Consider the following 22,112-nt stretch of genomic DNA (forward strand, 5'->3'; position numbering starts at 1 on the left):
GTAAATATACCTCTTTTTCTAGTTTTTTCAGTTATAATCCACCTTTCCCAATATGAGAGAACCATCCTATTATTTGGAATCTCATAGAAAATAAAACTATCGCTAAAAATATACATCCCATACTTGCTGCCGCCTTAACAGCAAACTTTGATTTAAGCACTGTTGCACATAAAATAAATATAACAAGAACTATAAGAAAAGCAATTACAGCTATATTGTAAAAACTGCCTGATACAAGTGCATCAACTTCCCCCACAGCACCATTTATTTTATTTGTCATTTCCTCTGTAGATACATCAGGAATATTGCTAAGTCCAGTTGTTAGAAAAAGGATTATATTGTGCATTAAACCACCTCCTTTTGTTTTAACTTCTCTTTTAACTTGGCCAATGCTTTCTTTCTTACATAACTTATTTTATTTAAATTTATTTTTAGTTTCTGCTCTATTTCTTTATAATTCTTTTTTTCAATATAAAGATAAAATATTACTTCTTTTTCAAGCTCATCTAACTCTGATATGGCCCATTTAAGTTCCAAATGAGTTATTCTCATATCAAATTCATTAGTATTTATTAAATTTGAACAAATTGATTTGTTCATTAAACTATATGACTTTTTTAAACAATTATCTTTTTCTAGAACTCCTTGTGAATTTTTTCTAACAATTTTTTTATATTTTTTTTTAGGGATATAACAATCTACTGTTAAAACCCTAAATTGTTCAAATATCTCACTTTCAATATACTTTCTCGCATATGTTAAGATATTTGCTTCTTTTTTAATATCATATCTATTTATAGCAGTTATGAACCCTATTATTGCTGAATTAAATATGTCCTCCACATAAGAGTCCTTAATTGTATATTTAGATATCATTTTATAAATATATTTTTGATTATTACTTATTAGTTTTTCAAGACAGCTTTTATCTCCAGCTTTATATCCCATAATAAGTTCTCTATTTTTATCTATCATAAATAAAATCTATATTTAATTTTTTGTTCTTGGAGATAAACTTATTTTTAGATTTTTTGCTGTCTATATCTTTATAACATGCTTTTTTTTTCATCACATCTTTCACCTCCATTCTCACAAAAAAATAGACACTTATTAAGGTGTCTATTTTTATTTCTATCATTCAGTTAATATTATACTAGGTAATTAATCTGCAAAATTTTTTTCATAAGTTTTATATTCCATCATGTCTGTAGTCAATTTTATCCGAATTGGCAAATCTTTTGTAGCCATTTCTTTTGTTTCTTTATTAAGAACTAAAAATATATCTTTATTTTTATTTGCCTTTACTTCATAATGATTTATGTTCATCATCACGATAGAACTATTTGTAGTCCTTTGTTTTACTGACATATTAATAGCATTAATTTTTTGATCTCTTTCTAATTTAGCCATTATAGCTATTTCTTCACTTCTTTTTTCATTATAAGATTTAGCTGATTTCTTATAAATTTTATTTCTCTCTTTTTTTCTATTTTGACTTTCTTCTCTTCTTCTTTGTATTTCAGAATTATATTTTTCTTCATTTTTGTATAATATCTTTTTTATTGTATCAAAATCTAGATTTAACATACCTTGGATATCTGATATGCTCATTTTGTATTCAAAAAAGAACATATTAACTTTATCATATAATTTGCTTTTTATTTTAGGTTCATAGTCCTTAATATAATTACTTATTGTTTTCTCACTTACATTAAACTTTTTTGCCATCTCACTAATTCTTACTTTACCATATTCAGATTTTTTGATGTAGTAATTAATTATTTCCGACTTTTTAACTTTAATATCTTTAAGGTAATTATTTATAGTTTTTTCACTCATATTGAACTTATTCGCCATTTCACTAATTTTTACCCTTCTATGATGTGACTCTTCTATATAATAATTAATTATTTCTTCTTTACTTACTTTATAGTTTCTAATATAATTGTTTATAGTTTTTTCACTTATATTAAACTTATTTGCCATTTCACTAATTTTTACTTTTCTTTTTTTAGATTCTGACAAATAATATGCAATTACTTCTGTTTTTTCCGTTTTTTCTACTTTTCTCAAAAATATACTCCCCAATTTTTTGACATAGCTTTTCCCTTATGTATAAAATATCACATATTAAAACTAAAAAAAACAATCAAAATTTTATAAAAGTGAAAAATATATCTTTTACTAGCAATAAATAGAGTAAACTATCTTTTTTTTATGAAATTTCCAAATAAATTTTATAAATTTCATCAATCTGTTCAAAGATTTCTGTTAGTAATGACTTTAATCTATGTCTACTTATATCCATTTCATAACAAATATATTTTGCTGGTGGTTCTTCTTTTATTTCTTCCATGTATGTAAGTAATTCTTTTAATCTTGGTGATAATGATAATTTTAATTTTATGTATCTTTCTTGAATATTGAATACAGATACTATTTTTTTTTGTTCTTCTATTATATTATTTTCTGGATTTAATAAATTAGTATGTTCAATGCCTATTGATTTACTGATATTTTTATAATATCCTATACGATCAACTCTTATTTTAACAAAATATGATATATCATTTTGAAATGAACAAATAGTAAATGTCTCTTTTATCATTTCAGCTATACCATCATTTTTATCTTTACAATCTTCTTCATCTTCATATTTCCTTTGGTTTGACTTCAAATTTATATTATCTAATCTTTTCTTTTCCCTCTCATTTGAATTCTTTCTAGAGTTGCCCTTTTCTGTAGTGCTTTTTTGAATGTCAGCTGTTTTCATCATGATACTCTCTCCCCCCAATTTCAATTAATTCATTTGATAATAACCTCAATTATGTACATAAATATCTTCTTTTCAAGTAGCCATTTCACAATTTTGGGTGACTTGATTTTATCGTAATTAAAGATAAAAATTTATTTAAACAGTACTTTTATAACTAAATTATTGATTTATATTTTAATTGTAATTGAAATTATTATATTTCAAACTATTATTGATTTTATATTATATTTTTTGTTTGTTTTTTAAGGAAAAAGTTCAAATTTTTTTTGATGTGAGCTATATTTTTATCGCAAAGTAGCCTTTTATTGTGAAATGGCTACTTTTTAATTTCCAAAAAATGCAATTTTTAATGCTTCTTATGAGCATATTCTATAACATTAGTAAAAGTTTTTCAAATAATATTTTTATAAATATAAAATATTATTTTATTATTAGATTTATCACTGTATTTTTCCAGCAAATATAAAGACCTATATTACTTTATGTAACATAGGTCTTTATATTATTATAAACTTATTTAATCTTTATTAAAAAGGTGCATACAACGCTACCACATCATCTTCTACTACTTCTTCTTTTACTTCTTCTTTTACTTCTTCTACAGTATCGTCATTAAGCTTTTTTATTTCAATATCTTTATTATAATTAACATCATTTAAATTTTTTGTTTCCTCAATCTTTAAATTAGATTTCTCAATATCTGAATCCTTGTTATCAATATTTGTAATTACTTCCCTTTGATTATATTCTCTATCAAGTGAATATTTACTTTGAACAGACTCATTAAAATACTGTTCAAATACGTATTTTACAAATTCTTGCATACTCATTCTATTGCGAGATGATTCCGACTTCAATAAGGCATGTAACTCTTCATCTACATACAAAATCTTAAGTTTTGATTTTTTTTCATCCATGTTGATATACTCCTTCAAAAATTATTTACTTAAAGAAGATAGAGATCGTTTCTTTATAGCTTCCCACATTTTAGAATTAACAAAATTAGATAACCCAATACATTCCAAAACAACTGCATATTTTTCATCTATGTAAAGTAATTTAATTTCTGCTCTATCACATATTTTCTTTAATTTAGGCTCTAAATATTTTCTCATTAAAATACTTCCACCACCATACACAAGAATTATATCAACTTCATTATTAGCTTTTTGTAATTCTTCTTTAGAACAGATAAGTATTTCTTCTGATTGGTCATCAATATAAAAATCAAGTATGTCTAAAGCTGATACATGATATTTATGTTCTTTATCTCTAATTACCTCACTAAATTTTTGTCTAGTATAGTTTGGAACCCCTTTACTTTTCATGAATTCTGGTAGACATTTATTAATTGCTATTCCTAATCCATTATCACTTCCCCTTATATGTTCAGGTCTATAAGCTATTCCTTCAGTAAGAGGGTATTCAGTAGTTCCCTCTCCAATTGAAACATGTAAAACTCTTTTATCTTTAAAATATTCTTTATTTAACTTATCTTCATTAATTTCATTATAAGATTCAAATAACTCATCCTCTGCTTCTGTTAATGCAAATACAGTAGTTACACCTTCTGGAAGAACATTAACAAAATCAAAATTTAATTCAACAGTTATTGTTTTACTTGGTAAAACAACTTTTACTATAGCAGAATCTTCCATGAATTTTTTACATAGTTCATTTACTACTACTTTATTATGCTGAGTTATTGGAAGAGCTCCACACATATCAATATTAGCTATTATTTTATCCTCTAATTTATTATTTTTATATGCTTCTTTAACTGAGTATCCTGCTATCTGAGCCAGTGTACTTATAAATACTATGTTACTCTCCGCTTTATCATTATCTTGTCCAATCTCTATGCTTCGCACTTTATTTCCACTATTGAGTGCATACTTTCCAATTAGATAAGTTCCTGTTTCTACATTTTCATTATCAGACATTATCTTTACAATTAAATTATCCTCTATATGCTCTATCATATTTTTCTCATTTACATCATCTAATATTGGTATATTTCTTACTCTTGAAATGACATTTGGTTGTCTTATTAAGTCTCCATTAATCATTACCTTATGTTCACTATTTCCTGTATCATTTCCAACTTTTAATTTTATTGTACATATATTTTCTTCAATAGGTGTATTTACTTCTAAAATCTCTTTCTTATTATCCATATTTTTTCTCCTTGTCTGTAAAATATTTCTATATTAATTATACATAATATTTATAATAAATACCATATTTATTATAAATATCATAAATATAATAAATATTATATTTATCACAAATAATTATTTATTATACCTTATATTTAAATTTCTATTTTTTTCATAAGATTCCTTTAAAGAGTTTTATACAAATAAAATCTTAGTTCTACACCTGTGAAATATTTCTACATTAATTTTATATAATAAATATCATAAATATAATATTTATGATATTTATTATATTTATGATATTTATTATATAAGATTATTTATGATACCTTATACTTAAATTTCTATTTTTTTCATAGGATTCCCTTAAAAAATTTTATACAAATAAAATCTTAGTTTTACTAAGTTTCTTTTAATAAAAATAGAGTATAGATTGAATATTAACATTCAACCTATACTCTGTTTTTATACTCATGGTATAGCAAATCATCTATGCCCTTTAGATTTTTATTTTTTTTATATTTTTCCTTCCAAGACTTATATACAAAAGATATATTATTTTCATTAAATTTTTTACATAATTCAATCATGCTTCTTTTAACATTAATATTGTCATATAAATCCATGTCAAAACAAATTATAGCTAAGGGATTGCCCAAACTTTTAATCATCCTTACAACTTCACTATGTCCTATGGACACACCTGGAATTGCTATAATAGACTTATTACTAAAGAAATTAGTTATATCAGCTTTAAGTGGTCCTTCTGTAATGATTATTGAGTTGTCATTATTACTTCCTTTTATATAATGGATTGCTGCAATAGCTTTTGTTCCATCTTGATATTTATATGATGAGAAATATTTATATCTTGATTTTAGATTTTTATTTGATATAAGTTCTTCATCATCCATTCTTATTTGTAGGGATATAATTCTTCCATCAAGATTTCCAATTGGAATTAAAAATCCTTTTTTAGATACAAAATTCCATTTGCCAAATTTATCATTATAGAAACCTGGAACACCTTTTAAATCAAATCCTAAATTGATTAAGTTTTTGCAAATTCTTATTCTTTCTTTATATTTAATATCTATTGTTCTATACAAGTTCTTTTTTATAATAAAATCATTTAACCCTCTATTTTTTAGATTGTTAAAATGTTTATCCTCTAGTATAAGTGAATCTAAAAATACTCTATATATAGAATCTAGATAATTTACATCTTTAATATCACAAGAATTACCTTTTTTTTGTACCTTTTCAATTATTTTTTTGCTGACATTTAGTCTCTCTCTTGAAATATCATTAATTAATTCTATATATGCTTCCTTAGTAGTTATACCCTTTGATTTAGCATATAAAGAAACTGAACTGCCATAACTCCCACATTTATAACATTTATAAAAATTTCTAAATTCCTTATTTTCTATAGTCAAGTACATATGTCCACTTCTATCATCACAAAATGGACAATGTGCCAATACTCTAGAGCTATCAATTGTTTTAATTAATTCAACATCACATTTTAATGCAACATTAATAATATTTAATTTTTCTTCATTATCAAAATAATCCATATTAAATTAATCCTCCAATCTGAAGAAGGGATATTATAAATATCCCTTTTAATATTTTATTTAGCAACAGGAAGTATAATAGCTTTATTGCTATCATCCTCTATTAATATCGGAAATGTACTGTTATCACTGTATTTTACAGTAATATATTCAGAGTTCATATTTTCAAGAGCATCTGAAAGATAATTTAATGATAGATTAACCTCTAAGCATTCATCAACTCCTACTATCTCAATCTCATCAGTTATATAAATTGAAGTTTCATTTGAATCCATTTCTATACCTAAACTACTTTTTCCAATAGATAATTTAATTGAATTTTTATCACCTATTTTACATCTTTTTATTGATTTAGTAAAAGCTTCTCGCTTTATTTTAAATTGAAAACTAAATTTCATACTTGCCAACATACGTTCAATATCAATATAGTTTTCTGCTAAAGTATCAATACCTATAACAATACCATTTTCAAATGCAAATATAATTTTATTATCACATACACCTAGTACTGCACAATCATCATCTTTACTTATTACATCACCTAGAACTTTTTTATCTAATAGAAATGAGCCTTTCTTTATTTTCTCATTACATACATAATTAATTTCATCAATAGCTATTCTATAAGAGTCTGTAGCTATTATTCTTATTTTCCCTATATCTGGATTTACTTCAAAATAAACACATTCTAGTGCTGGCCTAGTATCTTTAGATGCCGCTGCATATCTAACATTTTTTACTTTATTTAAGTTTTTTACAGTTAAACAATAATTGATTTCTGGTTCGTCAATGTCTATGATACTTTGCTTTGTCTCAGCTAGACTCACTTTAAATTCGCCAGATTTTATATTAATTTTATTTTTCTTGGTTTTTTCAATAGTTACATCTTTAGGGCATTTTTGCAAAATATCTAGGGCTTGTTTATCAAAAATATAAAATTCTCCTTCTATAGGATTTTCAATTTTTTTAATCTCTGCTTCAAAATATATATTTTTTTTCCCTACACTCTTTACTATTGCTTTATAATCTTCAATTTGTAGTTGAACATATTCTCCAAATTTACTAGCTTGTACAAGTATTTGCTTTATATCTTCTCTTTTTATTATCATTTTTTATCTCCTTTGGTTTTATTTAATTCATTAGAACATTTATAGCACAAGGTTCTACCATATTTTGAATTTGTTATTTTTTCTGTTTTTTCATCAACATGTACATTACATGCTGAACAGAACTCGCTATTTTTAGTATCATTTACATTATTTTTTATATAATCACCTGAATCTTTATTAGGCGAATTATTCCATCTACCAATAGTTCCATAATCAGAATTATTTTCAATTAACCTTTTGCTAAATGCCTTTCTATTTTCAAGAAAAATGGGGAACATACTATTTTCCCATAAAGGTATATATTTATTTACCATTTCAATCATTTCATTAATTTCTTCAGTCTGTAAAACAAAGTAGTTTTGTTTTAATTCAGAATAAGTTTCTTTAATTATGCCTTTGTAACTGTTCTTAGGGTCTTTTAACTTTCCTTTTCCAATAGATATACTAATTGTCCAATAATATTTACCTTCTTTCTGATTGTCTTTGTTACAAGATACACTAAAATTTCTTATTTCTTTATATCCATCTTCAAAGCTTGTATATTTATTTATCTTCGTCTTTTTATATTTAGGTTTAGTATTTGTATTTACACAATTCTTCCCAAAACCTTCTGGACCATCTTTTAATAAATCGCTGAATTCTTTCCATTCATTAACATTAAAACAGAACTTTAGTTTTGTATTACCATTGTTTTTTGAATCATTTATTATCATTGTTATTCTAGATACCTTTGAATGTAATATAGCTTTTAAAATACCTATTTCATTATAAAAATCATTTACACTTAAATCATCTTCTACAGCAAATACCTTTGTATCACGACCAGATTTAAATATTTGTTTTATGTTGCTTGACATAACATATGTCCCCCTTTTTTTAACTGATTAAAACAGTTTATTTTTTATTTACTAAAAATTAGCTTAAATTTTTCTTATCTTTAATATGGGTCAAAACTTTTATTTTTTTGAAAAATTCCAAAAAATAAAAACATCACTATGAACCAATTAGTTTTAGTGATGTTTTTAATTAAGTAATACGTTTATTGAAAATAATACTAAAGTAATACTTTAGTGTTGCTCTTAATAAATATCATTAATTTATTTTTAAAGACTTATAGCTACATGATTCTCATTAATACTATAGCTCCTAATATCTTTACTTTCCAAAAATTCTTTTAAAACAATATTTATTATTTTCTTGTCTTCATCAGTTATATAAAAAATAGGACTATTTTGTATATAAGGTAATATTACTTTATTTATGTTGTTTTTATTTATATTGTTCAAAATTGAAAAAAGCTCTATTCTTATATTACTAAACTTCATAATATCTCACTCCTCTAGTTAGTTATTTCTTTTATTAAAATACTTGGTTCTCTATTTTTTATCTTTTTCCCATATTCTTCAGAGTTTTTAGGAATATACAATATTACTTTTTCTTTAGCTCTAGTTAATGCTACATAAAAAAGCCTTCTTGCTGATTCCAAACTTTCATTTTTTCTAGGAAAATTTTCTTCATATAAGTTTGGAATTATCACTACATCAAATTCTAATCCCTTTGAAGAATGAATAGTTAATAAGTTTACATTATTATTGTTTTCTTTTAAACACTCTTGTCCTCCCTTTGTATTTTCATAACAAAGATATTCAATAAATCCAATATTTTTTTGTTTAATAACAGTACTATTTGAGATCCATTTTTTTATTTTATTTTTTAAAACAATATCTTCTATTTTGAATAACTTCTTAGCTAATTCGTATGCTCTTATTGCTGTGGATGTTTTTATACAATTATTTAGTTTTTCAAAGTTTAAAATTTCTTCCGATTTATTATCAAATTTAATACTTTCAAATATGCTTATACTTTCCTTCAATGCTCTTATTTTTTGTTCTTCTGAAGGTTTCAATATACTTTCAGCTAACAAATCATTTTGTGGATTTGATGCTAAAGTTAAGATATTAAGAAGCCTACTATTACTATTTTCTTTAATCGAGCTATTAAATTCTATACCATAATTAATAAAGACCTTGGATAATTTTTTTATTTCCATATTAGTTCTACATAATATTGCTATGTTTTTATCATCAATACCATAAACATGCTTACAAATTTGAGAAGTTATCTTTATATTTTGTATTTCTTGATTATCAGTAGTAACAATCTCAATATCTTCGCCATTTTTAAACCCTACCATTTCTTTTTTTATTTGATTTAAATTAAGTGATATTATTTTATTTGCTGAATTTATTATTTGATTTGTATTTCTGTAGTTCTTTACTAATCTTATAACCTCTGCACCATATTTTTTTTCAAAATTTAATATATATTCTACCTTTGAATTATTCCATTCATAAATTGCTTGTGAATCATCTCCAACAACATATAAATTATTTGGTGATATTTTATCTATGATTTCTATTTGTATATCATTTGAATCTTGATATTCATCTACAAGAATATACTTCATTTCATCTCTAACTTCTGATGCAATATTTTCATCATTTAGAAGTTCAGAGCATAATGGAAGTATTAAGTCTATATCAAGTAATTTATATCTTTTTAGGGTAAATAAATATTCTTTTAATGCTAAAGATATACTTCTATTTTTATTTTGAATATCATAATTTTTTATTGCATTAATCAAAATATCACTTTTATTTATTTGAAATCTCTTAGTTATATTTTGGATTAAATTCTTTTTTTCAATCTCTGAAATCATAGTATATCCTTTAAAGTTACCATATTTTTTTAAGATATAAGTTGAAAACATATGAAATGTATTTACAAATACCTTTTCTCCATTTTCTGATTCATTCATAATTCTTTTTTTCATTTCATTAGAAGCATACCTTGTAAATGTTATACAAAATATATTTCTATAGCTAATCCTTTTTTTCATTAAATAAGAAACTCTTTTACTGATAGTTTTTGTTTTACCAGATCCTGCTCCTGCTATTACAAGTACATGAGTACTATTTGTTTTTATAGCTTTAAGTTGTTCCTCATTAACACCTAATAAGTTCATATAAAACCTCCATTTAATTTTACTGATATACAGCTATTTTTATTTTCAATAAATATGGGGCAAATAAATATTTTATTTGAAAAAATAATTAAATATTTTCAAATAAAATGCTAAATTGCCCCATATTAAGTATTATTAAATTTTAGATAAATTGGAGGAATAGAAATGAATTTAAGAAAAATAAAAGACAAGAAACTAGTATTAATTATATTTTTATCATCCTTTGTTGTACTTATATTATTAGTTTTTTATTTTATGATTTTCAATAACCCTAAAAAAGCTGAGTATAATATATCTGAGAATATAAAAAACTCAACAAAGAGAGATGAAAATTATGGCAAAGAAAACAAAGAACTAGATGAACCCCAAAATGAAAATGAATTAGATGAAATTTTTTACACTAGGTTCCCAAGGATTGAAATTCCTAAAATAGTTAATGATAAAACTCAAAACCATATATACATATATAGTTTATCTTTATCTTCTAACTTTTATATAACATATAAAAATTTTAAAGATATACAGAGTACAAAAGAATCAATTGATAGTTATAGAATTTTACTTGACACTTGTATTGCATCTTGTAAGTCCAATTTAGATGCTTTAAATGATATAAGAAAACTTGTTGTAGGTGATAATAAAGAACTAGTTAATCAGCTAATCAAAGATTATGATAGTTATATAAGTTATTTACAATCTCAAAGAAATTATATTGATAACAATATAATAAAAGGTAAAAATTCGAATCTAGATTTTCTTGGAAAGTTTTATGAGTTTGAAGAATTCAAAGATATAGTATCAAAGGTCCAAAGAAATCTGCCTTCACCAAATAATGATACTGCCAAAGCATTTCAAGAATATGAAGAATATAATCTCTCAAAAAATATATAAAATATTACAAAAGTATTGTTTTTGTAATATTTTATTAAAACATAGATATATACCACTTTATAATAATATAGTGAAAAATAGTTATTGAACATAAAAAATCTGATAAATTAAAATTTGATAAACAAATATATAAGATATTACGAAAGTATTATTTTTGTAATATCTTATTAAAGCGTAGATGCATACTAACATTTATAATAATATAGGGTTTAATAGTCCTGAACAGAAAAGAATTTGATAAGTTTAAGAATTTATAATCAATCAAAAATATCTTTAAGATTATAATATCTTAAAAAATTAATTTAAATTAAAATAAATCCCTCCTATAAAAATAAAAGGGATTTATTTTAATGCATTTATATACTCTGGTAAAGATCCTATTATACTATTTAACAAACATCTTTGTTTTTCTGTATTTTCATAAAAAGATACATCAAAATAGTCCTTCCCCATGACATAATCTTTTATTATAAATTGATTCATTTTTATTTCATTAAATGCTAGTTCCAAATACGTCATATTAGTTTTAAGAGTTTTTTTACTATCAATATGAACTTCATATTTAAGATTATCAATAAAAAATCTATACGTTTTATTTTGTAAATCTTCTCCACATCTAATCAAATAATTTCTTCTACCTTCAAGAAAATATGCTAAATTTATAGATTGCTCTAATTTTAATTTCTTTAATTCATTTTCATACATCAGGTCAGTTGAAACTCTATCAAATTCTGGAGGAACTGCCCTTATTACCTTTACAATCTCTCTATTACTTTCAGTTGTTATAATATCTACTGATGTAAAGAAATTAAAAGTTCCTTTTCTTTTAATTTTACCACCTTTTTCAACACTCTTATCAACTGTATAATATGGAAGTTTCAGTAGGCGTTCTCTAATATCATCATAATTCTTCTTAGCCCTTGCTAATCCTAAGAACTTTAATAGATCAACCAAATAAAATGTTGCTGTATCTAAATTAAAAATTCGTTCAATATAAATAATAATTGCTAAGTCTTTTTTATCCAGTGATATTTTAGGCATAGCTTTTTTCTCAGTTTCACTATTAGATAATTCTGTTCTAAAATTTTCTATATCTGATCCATTTTTTTCTTTAAAATCAAATGAGAACTTGTACAATAAATTTAATTGAACACCTTTATGATCTTTAGCATTATATTCATTTGATACATATGAATTATCATCTGTCTTAACTATTTCAAGATTTTTAATTTTTCTTGGCCTAATGGTTGGTAAAAATATGCCTGGTGCTATATATGCAGGTGTAGTAAGAACAATTTTATTAATATCATATTCGTATTGTGCTTTAAGTATCTCTGTTATACATAAAAGTAAATCATGTGAAAAAGCAGATTTTATTTTAGAATCTGACATTTCAAATAAATATGGAAAATCTGATATGTTATAAAAACTATCAAATGCCCAATTTCTTAGTGTTGTTTCTCTCATTTCTATTAATTGTTCTGGAGAGTCTAAATCAATACTTTTTATTTTCCCTTGATTTTTAAGATATTCATCCCTAATAGACAGATATTCTCTTTTCAGTAATTTAGGTTCACCTTTATTACTATTCATGGAATCTAATGCCATTTTTACCCAATTATTCTTTATTCTCCAACTAGACGTTATCTCTTGAGACCTTAATTTTTTTGTTTTTCTAGGAGTTGTTAAATAATTTAATTTAGATAAAATAGTTGATGATAAAAAATCTTCAAAAATAGGTCTCACATTTTCTATAGTATCATGCTCTTTTATCATATATACTTCAAAAAACCTTTGTGTGATAAATTTAAATTTTTCTTGTTCATAAATAGCATGTATTATTAAATTCAAAAAATTTTGTTGTTCTTTTTCGCTAAATTCAAGTTTTTCATCTAACTTTTCATACAACATTTTATCACCCCCTTCAGATATTATAATACATTAATTTATTGTTTAATAAAACATATATTTAATACATTATGTACATTATTTAAAAATTATATAGTAATATTAAACATTTTACATTGTATAAAAATCATATTATTAATTTTACTTTTGATAATTAGTTAAGAGAACAATATAACCTATTAATCTCTCTTATATATATTTTTACATTTAAAAAGACAATGAAACCTGCGAACCTTTCTTATATACTTAACATTAGTCTATATATAGTTGCTACTTTTTTTATATTCAAAAAGACAATGAAATCTGCGAACCTTTCTTATATACTTAACATTAGTCTATATATAGTTGCTACTTTTTTTATATTCAAAAAGACAATGGAATCTGCAAACCTTTCTTATACATTTAACATTAGTCTATATATAGTTGCTACTTTTTTATATCCAAAAAGACAATGGAATCTGCGAACCTTTCTTATATATACAATATTAGTATAAATATAACCACTACTTTTATATTCAAAAAAGACAATGAAATCTGCGAACCTTTCTTACACATTTAACATTAGTACCTATATAATTATTGCTTTTCATATAAAAAAAGACAATGAAATCTGTGAACCTTTCTTATATCTCTAATATAAAAATATCTTTATCCATCAATTTGTAAACATAAAAATCGACAAAATTTAGAAATATTATTATTTTAATATATATTTACATATAAAAAGACAATAGAATCTGCGAACCTTTCCATTTTAATAGAATCTTATTTATTAAAAAGACAATAGAATCTGCGAACCTTTCTATTTTTCAATGTTTTCAGGCAGTAAAAAATGTCGAAAAATTTTTTCACCTTAATCATATCTTTGCAAATTTATAACCAAACAGTTGAAAATGCTGCTTCACACCAAAAAGACAATGAAATCTGCGAACCTTTTTTTATATTAGTAATTTCAATGCTTCTACTAGAAAGACAATAGAATCTGCGAACCTTTCTTATGTAGACTTTTATTTATATTTTATGTAATATATGCTTATATTTTATTATGTATGTAAAATAAAACATGAAAGGAGGTAAAAAATGACTAATAAGCTATTATTTGAAGATTTAAAACCAAATACTAGAATCTCTAAATTAAAAATAAAAAAAGTAATATCTATTTTTAAAAATAAAATAGATATAGTTAAAATAAATGATGGATATTATGAACTTGAAAAAGAAAATGGTCTATTGAAAAATGATTCCATACAAATTATATCTGTTACTAAATCTTTAATAAAACAATATTTACTGTATCATTTTTTGCCTTATAATAAATGTTTTGTTAGAAAACATGTAAGCTATAAAGATATAGCTACGTTATGTGGAATATCAGTTCCAACAGCTAGAAGAAATCAAAATTTACTTTCTATTTTAGGATTAGCATACTTTACACCTTCTTCTAATGGCTATGGAAAATTTGATATAGTAATATGTGATGAATATAAAAATCATTTTAAAAAGAAAAATGGTGGTGGTGGGTATATAACATTAACTACTGATGATCTAGCTAATTTTTTGGATATAAATTGTATTAATGAGTTAAAGGTTGAGCTAAAAAAATTGCTATGGATTGATGCAGCTAAAAAAAGTAGAGGTAAAAAAATTGTGTTTAATAAAGAAAATTTAGTAAATACTTTACCTGAGTATATAAAAAAATCAAGCAAGTTAATTAATAATATTATATATAGTAAAAATTCTAGATTTAAACCTTTAGGAAATCGATTAGATATTACTAATTATAAATCCAAATCTGAATTTAATAAAAATTTCAGAGATTCAACTCAAAAAAGAATATTAAATTTATTTAATAATGGAAATTTCTCATTTAGTTCTAATTACTCTGATACATTATTAAGATTTAAGTTTAAAAAACCTTTATTAGATACAAATATAAAACTTGAATCTGAAAAAACTCTTATTGTAAATGAATTAGTTAATCTTTCTATCGAATTTGGATTTAAAAAAGTATTAATTGCTTTAAATTATATGTTTGATAACACTTATTATGAAGATAACATAAATATTAATAATATACATAATCCTGGTGGATTTGTAAGGTCTTTTATAACAAAATCAATTTTGAATATTGGTAGTTTATACTAAAATAAAATATATTAATTAGGGGTAATAAAAGTCCATTACTCTTAATTTACTATGCAAAAAAAAGATACATTTAATTAGATAAATTCATTATCTAATTAAATGTATCTTTTTTTTTACATATTTTATCCACATTTTATTATAAAAGAAAGTTTTTTATTAATAGTTTAATATTTTTTTTTAACAATAACAAAAAATATTATTAACATAATTATATTTTTTTTATTTATGAATTTATGTATACATTGATAATACTATAATACATGTATATTACGTTTTTGCTAATTAATGTTTTAATTAAATGTCTTAACTAAATGTTTTAATAAAGCTTTTTAATATAGATTACTATAATTTTCTCTAATTAAACATAAAGTCTACTTTTTATATGTTAATGATGCTAAAATATATATAAATTACTAATACGTTACAACTGTAAAATATATTGGATATTACAAAAGTATTATTTTTATAATATCTTATTAAAATATAGATATATACTAACTTTATAATAATATAGGGGGAAATATTCATTGAATAGAAAAGAATTTGATAAATTAACAATTAATGAACAAATAAATTACTTCAATCAAAAAATGTCTTTGGGATTATCTAAAGCAGAAGTATGTAGAAATTTAAGTTTACCATCATCAACTTGGCGAGATCGTATAAAAAAAGCTGGATATGAATTAGATCAAGTAAATAAATGTTACAATAAAATTAATTCTAGTAACAAAGAAAATCCTTCTTACTATAGTAATACTTCAGTAATACCACATGATTCTATAAGTATTAATTCTAGTGAATCTATGAGTCCGATATATGAAATAAAAAAATTAGAGAAAGATCTAAGAGAGCTTATTGAAAATAAAGAAGATATTTTTAAAGCTATTGAATTTTTTAAAAAAGCTGAAGAAGAGAAAAATATAGTAGATGTCATACAATTTAAAATAAATACTGAAAATCTAACTGGTGATATATTAGTTAAATCTTTTAAAATATATTCAGATGTATATAATAAATTTCTAGAGTTCACTGAAAAAAATAAAAGTTTCAAAAAACAGGACATACTTACACAATTCATATTGGATGGAATTCAACGATATAGCCGATAAAATTTCTATTGACTTAATTATTCTAATTTTGTAGTATTAAATTAGAATATATCCTGATAGGAGGTAAGTCAACCTATGATGAATAAAATGATACAAAAAATACCACCAGCAGAACTAAAAGTAATGAAATTTATTTGGAAAAAAAATGATGATGTAACTTCTAAAGAAGTCATTGAAGCAATGCAAAATGAATATGATTGGAAACAGACAACTACGCTAACACTTCTATCAAGGCTTGTTAAAAGAAAATTTTTATCAACTGAAAAAATTGATAGATACACACATTATAAAATTATAATTGAATATAGAGAATACTTAAACTATGTAACAAAAGATTTTGTAAGTAACATGCATAATAATTCAGTAGAAAGTGTATTTCTTTCATTATATGAAGATAATATCTTAAGTAAAGAAGAATTTGAATATCTTATAGAAATAGCAAATAATTTTGATAAATAAATTTGGAAATAAGACTATTGTATCCAGTTCAATGTTCAATTTTAATAATATAGATTATGCAATGCCACTAAAAGATATATAAAAACTTTATAAATAAAAATGTAAAAAAATAGGTTAAATTCCTAAAAATTCTGATAAAATAGAGATATCTATCATATTCTACAAATATGTAATAGAATAATAATATTTTTAGGAGGACATTATGTTAAAGAAGTTAAAGAAAACACTAGCAGTAATTTGCTGCTCAATGCTTGTATTTACAAATACAGCTTTTGCAGAAACAGAAACACAAGGAGGTGAAAATACATCTGAAAATAAAATAATTAAATTTGAAGTAGATGCATACAAATATATATATAAAGATGCTCCACAAGACATAAAAGATAATTATGATGAGAAATGTAAGGCATTAAATATAACACCTGAACCTGATGCAGAAATTTTTGTACCAGTAAATTCAAATTTACTTAAGTCAGATGATTATGATATAGGAGTTTATTCACATTTTAATGGTGCTTATGACGCTGAGAAAGCAACGATTAAAATCTCAGGAGATAGCAATTATACTATAAGCACAAGAATTACTGTTGGATATGGATACACAACAAGGGGTAATAATGTACATTGTGCTCAACTTATGTTATGTGCTGTTAAATATACAGTACAAGTAGATTCAATATTTGGGGATGATACATATAATGCAGTAAAAAAATTTCAAAGAGCATATTCACTAACTTCTGATGGAATTGTTGGATATAATACATATGATAGATTGGCGAATCTTTTACGCATGTAATTTTACAATTTATATTTAAAGATAAAATTAAATGTTTTTTAAGGGCTTTAAAGCCACCCATAAGAGTGGCTTTTTTTTATTGCATAAATATTCATTACTTTAAATAAAAATGGTATAAAGTGTATTTAAATGGATAATCATGGTATCTATTCTATACATATAGTCCACTAAAATCTTTACAATCTATTTCTCTAGAATCCTTATTACTTTTTGATTCATCATAGTCTGTCCAATTGTAAGGATCTAACTGATTATTATTTTGATTGAAATTATTTCCCTGGTTATAAGGATTATTATTACTTTGATTATAAGGATTATCATTTTGACTATAACGATTATCTTGATTATTATTATTTTGATTATAACTATTTCTTTGGTTATAAGAGCTATTATTTTGATTGTAATGATTATCTTGATTATACAGATTATCATTTTGACTATAACGATTATCTTGATTGTTGTTATTCTGATTATAACTATTTTCTTGATTATAAGAATTATTACTTTGACTATAATGATTACCTTGATTATACGGATTATCATTTTGACTATGACGATTATCTTGATTATACGGATTATCATTTTGACTATGACGATTATCTTGATTATTGTTATTCTGATTATAGCCATTTCCTTGGTCATAAGAATTATTACTTTGACTATAATGATTACCTTGATTATTGTTACTCTGATTATAACCATTTCCTTGATTATAAGAATTACTATTTGGGTTATATCTAGATACCTTTACTCTATTTAAATCATGATTTGTATATTTATTTACTAGAATATTAATTTCTTTGTTTAAAGGATTCTGAGTTAAAGAACCTGATATAGTTATCTCATTTCCTTTACGTGCTGTTTTAGCCATATATAGAGCTAATTTTCCATGAGCTCTTATAGGAAAGAAATAACGTTCTCTTTCTCCTTTAGAGTTTACTGAATTTAAAGCAATAGTGTTAAAATATGATAATGAGCCAGATTCAGAATTTCTAAAAGTTCCATCACTTACTAAATTACCCTCTATGTTAATATTATTAATCATATTAAAATCCCCTTTTTATATATAATTTGATTTTTTATTCTATTACAATTTCAAATTGTGTATTAATATTATTTTTAGAGAATGCACTTATTATTTCTCTCTTTATGTAGTTCTCTGAGGTTTCGAATTCTTTTAAATAATCTATAGCATAGTCATTTTCTTTTTTATTTGTACTAATTGCCACAGAAATTCTTATTATATTTTCATCAAAATCTTCCTTAAATGCTGAGTTATTGATTATATTGGATATGTATACTAGATTTGGATTAGTTTTATTTTTTAAATAGTTAACTATATTTGTTCTTATTTGATCAAGTAAAATATTATTTCCTTTCTCTTCAATATTATTATTTGCTATATTATTATTAATTGAATTAATCTCTATTTCCTCAATTTCTATATCTTCAAGATCATTTGGGAAATCACTATTAATCTGTTTATTTCTATTCAATCTACTTATTTTTATTAGTGTCATTTCAACTAAAATAGATACTTGAGATGTCTTTCTCAATTTACTTTCTGCGTCTTGTAATATATCTATTATCTCAAATATGTTTTCAAAATTTATTTGTTTTGCAAAATACTGTACTTTCTTTATATAATTTTCATTCATAGCAATTATATTTGTATCTGCTCCACATTTAATAAGCATTATATTTCTAAAAGTGGTCATTAAGTCATTAATAAATATTTCTATACTTTTTCCAGATTTAATTATAGTGTAAAATTCCTCTACTGCTTCATCACTTTTTTTATTTATTAATTTCTCTGTTATTTTAAGACAAATTTCATTTGATGCTACACCTAGTAACTCAACTATATCTTCATATGATTTTTTATTTGAACTGATTACTTTTTCTAACAAACTTACTGCATCTCTTAATGCTCCATCTGCTAGTTTAGCTATTAGCATTAAGCTTTTTTCTTCTAAATCACCTTTTTCTAACAAATTAATATGTTTTAATCTAGTTAAAATATCTTCTACAGCTATTCTTCTAAAATCAAATAACTGACATCTTGACCTGATAGTAGCTGGCAATTGGTTCGCATCTGTTGTTGCCAATATAAAAACTACATATGATGGTGGTTCTTCTAAAGTTTTAAGAAAAGCATCAGCTGCCTGTGCAGATAGTCTATGAGCTTCATCTATTATATAAACCTTATATTTTAAGTTAGATGGAGCATATCTAATACTATCAATTATTTCTCTAATATTATCTATACCATTGTTAGAAGCTGCATCCAATTCATATATATCAATTGATGTATTATTTTCTATAGATTTACAATTCTCACATTGTAAACAAGGTTCTCCATCAATAGGACTAAGACAGTTAATTGCTTTGGCTAATATTCTTGCACTTGTAGTTTTGCCACTTCCCTTAGGTCCTTTAAAAATATAACTATTTGTTATATTTCTATTTTTTACTTGATTTAAAAGAATGGAAGGTATATGACCTTGTCCAGTTACTTCTTTAAATAATTTTGGTCTATATCTATTTGCTAATAATGACATTTTATTTTTTCTCCCCTCAGTATTATTTTTACTATTGATTTCTCAAGATTTATTTTATTTTTATTTAAATCATTTTCTAGTAACTCATTTACTGTAAATTCTAAGTCTAATGTACTTCTCTTAGCCTTATCTTCTAAAATTTTAAGTCTAAATTCATGTATATAATTTGCTTTGCCTTTTACTGATTTTTCTCTTTCATATAATATATTTCTTATATTTTTAGGTATACTTTGTATTTGTCTCATTAAATTAAAATGATTCAATAAAGTTAAATTAATACCTATTATGTTCGATGTTTTTGAAATGGTTTTGTATAATTCTATTGCTTTGGTTATGTCTTTACTTTCAATAGCATCTATTAAATCAAATGTATTTTTATTAAATGACTCAGATAAATATTCTTCATAATTCTTAAAATTATTATCTAATGAACTTATTTTTTTTATATCATTTAGAACTACATCCATATTGTCTGAATTAATAAATATATTTGGATTTAAATTTAAATTATGATATAATAAAATTTTTTCAACTTCTGATTTCACTATAGTTAAATATTTTTTTATTTCAATCTTGGAGTCTTGAAATATCTTTACTATAGTTTTATCTCCTTTATCAAAAATATCTTTTGTATAATAAATAGATAAAACTATACAAGTTCTTGATATAGATATAGCTTTAGTAATCACATTTAACTCTTTACTAGAATATTTATTTATATCAATAATCAATACTCTAAAAGAATCTACTATAGGCATTATTTCTATTCTAGATATTAAGTCATTAATATCTATTTTTGTTGTAATTTTTTCAATATTAATATCTTTAAAATTTAAAGCTTTTTCAAGTACTTCAATTTCTTTTTTTACACTGTAATAATTATTTGTAATTAACAACTTACTTTTCATTAACTTTACCCTCCTTGTTTATATTGCTAATAAATACAGCTTATTTTTTTTATCAATAAATGATTAATTTTAGTTTTATATAATATGGTTCTTTTTTGAATTTTTTTTGAATTTTTTTAGGATAAGTATGAAAAATTTAGAAAAGATTTCTTTTAACACTCTTAGAAGAGAATATTTAATGAAAAATAAATGACTATTTTTTAACAATTTTTGTTTTTTTTATATTAAAAATATGCACTTTACTTCATAAAATGAAAGTTAATCATAAAAAACAAAAAGTTTTTTTATGAATTATTGTGTATTAAATAATTATAAAATATATCAAATAAAAGCAAAATATAAAAATAATTGCAAAAAATTACATTATAAAATATAATATAATAAAACAAACAAAAAATAAAAAAAGCCTACATGCGACACGTTTGGTAATGAACGCCAATTCATTTATCAAACTGAAAATTAATAAAAACAAATGACCACAGTATTAATTATCATGTGCAAAGTAGACTTCTTATTTACTTATAATATACGATAATAATATCATATATCATAAATCCTTGCAATACTTTTGATAGTTATTTTACTTATAAAAAAGATGGAAGTTAATGTAAATTAGATGTCTCAGCCTTGATATTAATAATCAAGGCTTTTTTGTATTTTTAAAATACAGTATAAGGAGTAAAAAA

The 22,112-nt window shown here is 23.3% G+C and carries 20 protein-coding genes; 5 read left to right on the forward strand and 15 right to left on the reverse strand.

Features of this window, described 5'->3' with window-relative positions; all coding sequences use genetic code 11:
• Positions 1–31 precede the first annotated feature (31 nt).
• The 11 genes from ACTG45_RS20495 to ACTG45_RS20545 form a co-directional block, all read right to left on the reverse strand.
• Positions 32–346, reverse strand: coding sequence for a hypothetical protein (locus tag ACTG45_RS20495; RefSeq protein ID WP_021382302.1), 315 nt, complete (start codon positions 344–346; stop codon positions 32–34).
• On the reverse strand, positions 346–948 hold the full coding sequence (locus ACTG45_RS20500) for a sigma-70 family RNA polymerase sigma factor (RefSeq protein ID WP_021382301.1): 603 nt from the start codon (positions 946–948) through the stop codon (positions 346–348). The genes ACTG45_RS20495 and ACTG45_RS20500 overlap by 1 nt, the downstream gene beginning before the upstream one ends.
• Positions 949–1,161: 213 nt before the next feature.
• Positions 1,162–2,073: an NUMOD1 domain-containing DNA-binding protein gene (locus tag ACTG45_RS20505; RefSeq protein WP_021382299.1), complete on the reverse strand. Its 912-nt coding sequence runs from the start codon at positions 2,071–2,073 to the stop codon at positions 1,162–1,164.
• Between the two features lie 142 nt (positions 2,074–2,215).
• Positions 2,216–2,776: a hypothetical protein gene (locus ACTG45_RS20510; protein WP_021382298.1), complete on the reverse strand. Its 561-nt coding sequence runs from the start codon at positions 2,774–2,776 to the stop codon at positions 2,216–2,218.
• Between the two features lie 527 nt (positions 2,777–3,303).
• Positions 3,304–3,693, reverse strand: a complete 390-nt coding sequence (locus tag ACTG45_RS20515) for a hypothetical protein (RefSeq protein WP_102822242.1) — start codon at positions 3,691–3,693, stop codon at positions 3,304–3,306.
• Positions 3,694–3,714: 21 nt separating this feature from the next.
• Positions 3,715–4,953 carry a ParM/StbA family protein gene (locus tag ACTG45_RS20520; protein WP_021382296.1) on the reverse strand — a complete coding sequence of 413 codons (1,239 nt, stop codon included), beginning with the start codon at positions 4,951–4,953 and terminating at the stop codon, positions 3,715–3,717.
• 434 nt (positions 4,954–5,387) lie between these two features.
• Positions 5,388–6,515 carry a DUF3854 domain-containing protein gene (locus ACTG45_RS20525; protein WP_102822243.1) on the reverse strand — a complete coding sequence of 376 codons (1,128 nt, stop codon included), beginning with the start codon at positions 6,513–6,515 and terminating at the stop codon, positions 5,388–5,390.
• Positions 6,516–6,571: 56 nt separating this feature from the next.
• Positions 6,572–7,624: a DNA polymerase III subunit beta family protein gene (locus tag ACTG45_RS20530; RefSeq protein WP_102822244.1), complete on the reverse strand. Its 1,053-nt coding sequence runs from the start codon at positions 7,622–7,624 to the stop codon at positions 6,572–6,574.
• Entirely contained in the window at positions 7,621–8,481 is an 861-nt protein-coding gene (locus ACTG45_RS20535) for a hypothetical protein (RefSeq protein ID WP_102822245.1), read from the reverse strand. The genes ACTG45_RS20530 and ACTG45_RS20535 overlap by 4 nt, the downstream gene beginning before the upstream one ends.
• 246 nt (positions 8,482–8,727) lie before the next feature.
• Entirely contained in the window at positions 8,728–8,949 is a 222-nt protein-coding gene (locus ACTG45_RS20540) for a hypothetical protein (RefSeq protein ID WP_021383377.1), read from the reverse strand.
• A gap of 14 nt (positions 8,950–8,963) precedes the next feature.
• Positions 8,964–10,649 (reverse strand): ATP-dependent helicase, encoded by a 1,686-nt coding sequence (locus ACTG45_RS20545; protein ID WP_102822246.1) that lies wholly within the window; start codon positions 10,647–10,649, stop codon positions 8,964–8,966.
• A 165-nt stretch (positions 10,650–10,814) separates the two neighbouring features.
• Between ACTG45_RS20545 and ACTG45_RS20550 the strand changes: the two genes are divergently transcribed.
• Positions 10,815–11,540: a hypothetical protein gene (locus tag ACTG45_RS20550; protein ID WP_102822247.1), complete on the forward strand. Its 726-nt coding sequence runs from the start codon at positions 10,815–10,817 to the stop codon at positions 11,538–11,540.
• Positions 11,541–11,882: 342 nt separating this feature from the next.
• Here the strand turns inward: ACTG45_RS20550 and ACTG45_RS20555 are convergent, their stop codons facing one another.
• On the reverse strand, positions 11,883–13,451 hold the full coding sequence (locus ACTG45_RS20555; protein ID WP_102822248.1) for a hypothetical protein: 1,569 nt from the start codon (positions 13,449–13,451) through the stop codon (positions 11,883–11,885).
• Positions 13,452–14,528: 1,077 nt separating this feature from the next.
• On the opposite strand from ACTG45_RS20555, the gene ACTG45_RS20560 reads away from it, so the two are divergent.
• The 4 genes from ACTG45_RS20560 (at position 14,529) to ACTG45_RS20575 (ending at position 17,957) form a co-directional block, all read left to right on the forward strand.
• Positions 14,529–15,593: a hypothetical protein gene (locus tag ACTG45_RS20560; RefSeq protein ID WP_021383405.1), complete on the forward strand. Its 1,065-nt coding sequence runs from the start codon at positions 14,529–14,531 to the stop codon at positions 15,591–15,593.
• A gap of 527 nt (positions 15,594–16,120) precedes the next feature.
• On the forward strand, positions 16,121–16,702 hold the full coding sequence (locus ACTG45_RS20565; RefSeq protein WP_102822249.1) for a hypothetical protein: 582 nt from the start codon (positions 16,121–16,123) through the stop codon (positions 16,700–16,702).
• A gap of 87 nt (positions 16,703–16,789) precedes the next feature.
• Positions 16,790–17,161, forward strand: coding sequence for a BlaI/MecI/CopY family transcriptional regulator (locus tag ACTG45_RS20570; RefSeq protein ID WP_044212754.1), 372 nt, complete (start codon positions 16,790–16,792; stop codon positions 17,159–17,161).
• A gap of 202 nt (positions 17,162–17,363) precedes the next feature.
• On the forward strand, positions 17,364–17,957 hold the full coding sequence (locus tag ACTG45_RS20575; RefSeq protein WP_021383358.1) for a peptidoglycan-binding domain-containing protein: 594 nt from the start codon (positions 17,364–17,366) through the stop codon (positions 17,955–17,957).
• A 151-nt stretch (positions 17,958–18,108) separates the two neighbouring features.
• Here ACTG45_RS20575 and ACTG45_RS20580 read toward each other — a convergent pair whose 3' ends face one another.
• From ACTG45_RS20580 to ACTG45_RS20590, 3 genes are read right to left on the reverse strand one after another with little or no spacing between them, the layout of a single operon-like run.
• The gene (locus ACTG45_RS20580) at positions 18,109–19,002 is read right to left on the reverse strand and encodes a single-stranded DNA-binding protein (RefSeq protein WP_102822250.1); all 894 of its coding nucleotides are present in this window, start codon (positions 19,000–19,002) and stop codon (positions 18,109–18,111) included.
• A 34-nt stretch (positions 19,003–19,036) separates the two neighbouring features.
• Complete coding sequence (gene dnaX / locus ACTG45_RS20585) at positions 19,037–20,518, reverse strand: DNA polymerase III subunit gamma/tau (RefSeq protein ID WP_021383406.1); 1,482 nt, start codon at positions 20,516–20,518, stop codon at positions 19,037–19,039.
• The gene (locus ACTG45_RS20590; protein WP_021383430.1) at positions 20,506–21,426 is read right to left on the reverse strand and encodes a DNA polymerase III subunit delta; all 921 of its coding nucleotides are present in this window, start codon (positions 21,424–21,426) and stop codon (positions 20,506–20,508) included. The genes dnaX and ACTG45_RS20590 overlap by 13 nt, the downstream gene beginning before the upstream one ends.
• Positions 21,427–22,112: the final 686 nt, after the last annotated feature.

The organism is Clostridioides sp. LIBA-7602 (assembly GCF_056688945.1).

What these genes read in the sequence shown, in the direction of transcription:
- ACTG45_RS20495 (WP_021382302.1), bottom strand. Translation starts at nt 346, where the DNA reads ATGCACAATATAATCCTTTTTCTAACAACTGGACTTAGCAATATTCCT.
- ACTG45_RS20550 (WP_102822247.1), top strand. Translation starts at nt 10,815, where the DNA reads ATGAATTTAAGAAAAATAAAAGACAAGAAACTAGTATTAATTATATTT.
- dnaX (WP_021383406.1), bottom strand. Translation starts at nt 20,518, where the DNA reads ATGTCATTATTAGCAAATAGATATAGACCAAAATTATTTAAAGAAGTA.
- ACTG45_RS20545 (WP_102822246.1), bottom strand. Translation starts at nt 10,649, where the DNA reads ATGAACTTATTAGGTGTTAATGAGGAACAACTTAAAGCTATAAAAACA.
- ACTG45_RS20540 (WP_021383377.1), bottom strand. Translation starts at nt 8,949, where the DNA reads ATGAAGTTTAGTAATATAAGAATAGAGCTTTTTTCAATTTTGAACAAT.
- ACTG45_RS20520 (WP_021382296.1), bottom strand. Translation starts at nt 4,953, where the DNA reads ATGGATAATAAGAAAGAGATTTTAGAAGTAAATACACCTATTGAAGAA.
- ACTG45_RS20510 (WP_021382298.1), bottom strand. Translation starts at nt 2,776, where the DNA reads ATGATGAAAACAGCTGACATTCAAAAAAGCACTACAGAAAAGGGCAAC.
- ACTG45_RS20535 (WP_102822245.1), bottom strand. Translation starts at nt 8,481, where the DNA reads ATGTCAAGCAACATAAAACAAATATTTAAATCTGGTCGTGATACAAAG.
- ACTG45_RS20575 (WP_021383358.1), top strand. Translation starts at nt 17,364, where the DNA reads ATGTTAAAGAAGTTAAAGAAAACACTAGCAGTAATTTGCTGCTCAATG.
- ACTG45_RS20530 (WP_102822244.1), bottom strand. Translation starts at nt 7,624, where the DNA reads ATGATAATAAAAAGAGAAGATATAAAGCAAATACTTGTACAAGCTAGT.
- ACTG45_RS20590 (WP_021383430.1), bottom strand. Translation starts at nt 21,426, where the DNA reads ATGAAAAGTAAGTTGTTAATTACAAATAATTATTACAGTGTAAAAAAA.
- ACTG45_RS20555 (WP_102822248.1), bottom strand. Translation starts at nt 13,451, where the DNA reads ATGTTGTATGAAAAGTTAGATGAAAAACTTGAATTTAGCGAAAAAGAA.
- ACTG45_RS20580 (WP_102822250.1), bottom strand. Translation starts at nt 19,002, where the DNA reads ATGATTAATAATATTAACATAGAGGGTAATTTAGTAAGTGATGGAACT.
- ACTG45_RS20515 (WP_102822242.1), bottom strand. Translation starts at nt 3,693, where the DNA reads ATGGATGAAAAAAAATCAAAACTTAAGATTTTGTATGTAGATGAAGAG.
- ACTG45_RS20500 (WP_021382301.1), bottom strand. Translation starts at nt 948, where the DNA reads ATGGGATATAAAGCTGGAGATAAAAGCTGTCTTGAAAAACTAATAAGT.
- ACTG45_RS20525 (WP_102822243.1), bottom strand. Translation starts at nt 6,515, where the DNA reads ATGGATTATTTTGATAATGAAGAAAAATTAAATATTATTAATGTTGCA.
- ACTG45_RS20560 (WP_021383405.1), top strand. Translation starts at nt 14,529, where the DNA reads ATGACTAATAAGCTATTATTTGAAGATTTAAAACCAAATACTAGAATC.
- ACTG45_RS20570 (WP_044212754.1), top strand. Translation starts at nt 16,790, where the DNA reads ATGATACAAAAAATACCACCAGCAGAACTAAAAGTAATGAAATTTATT.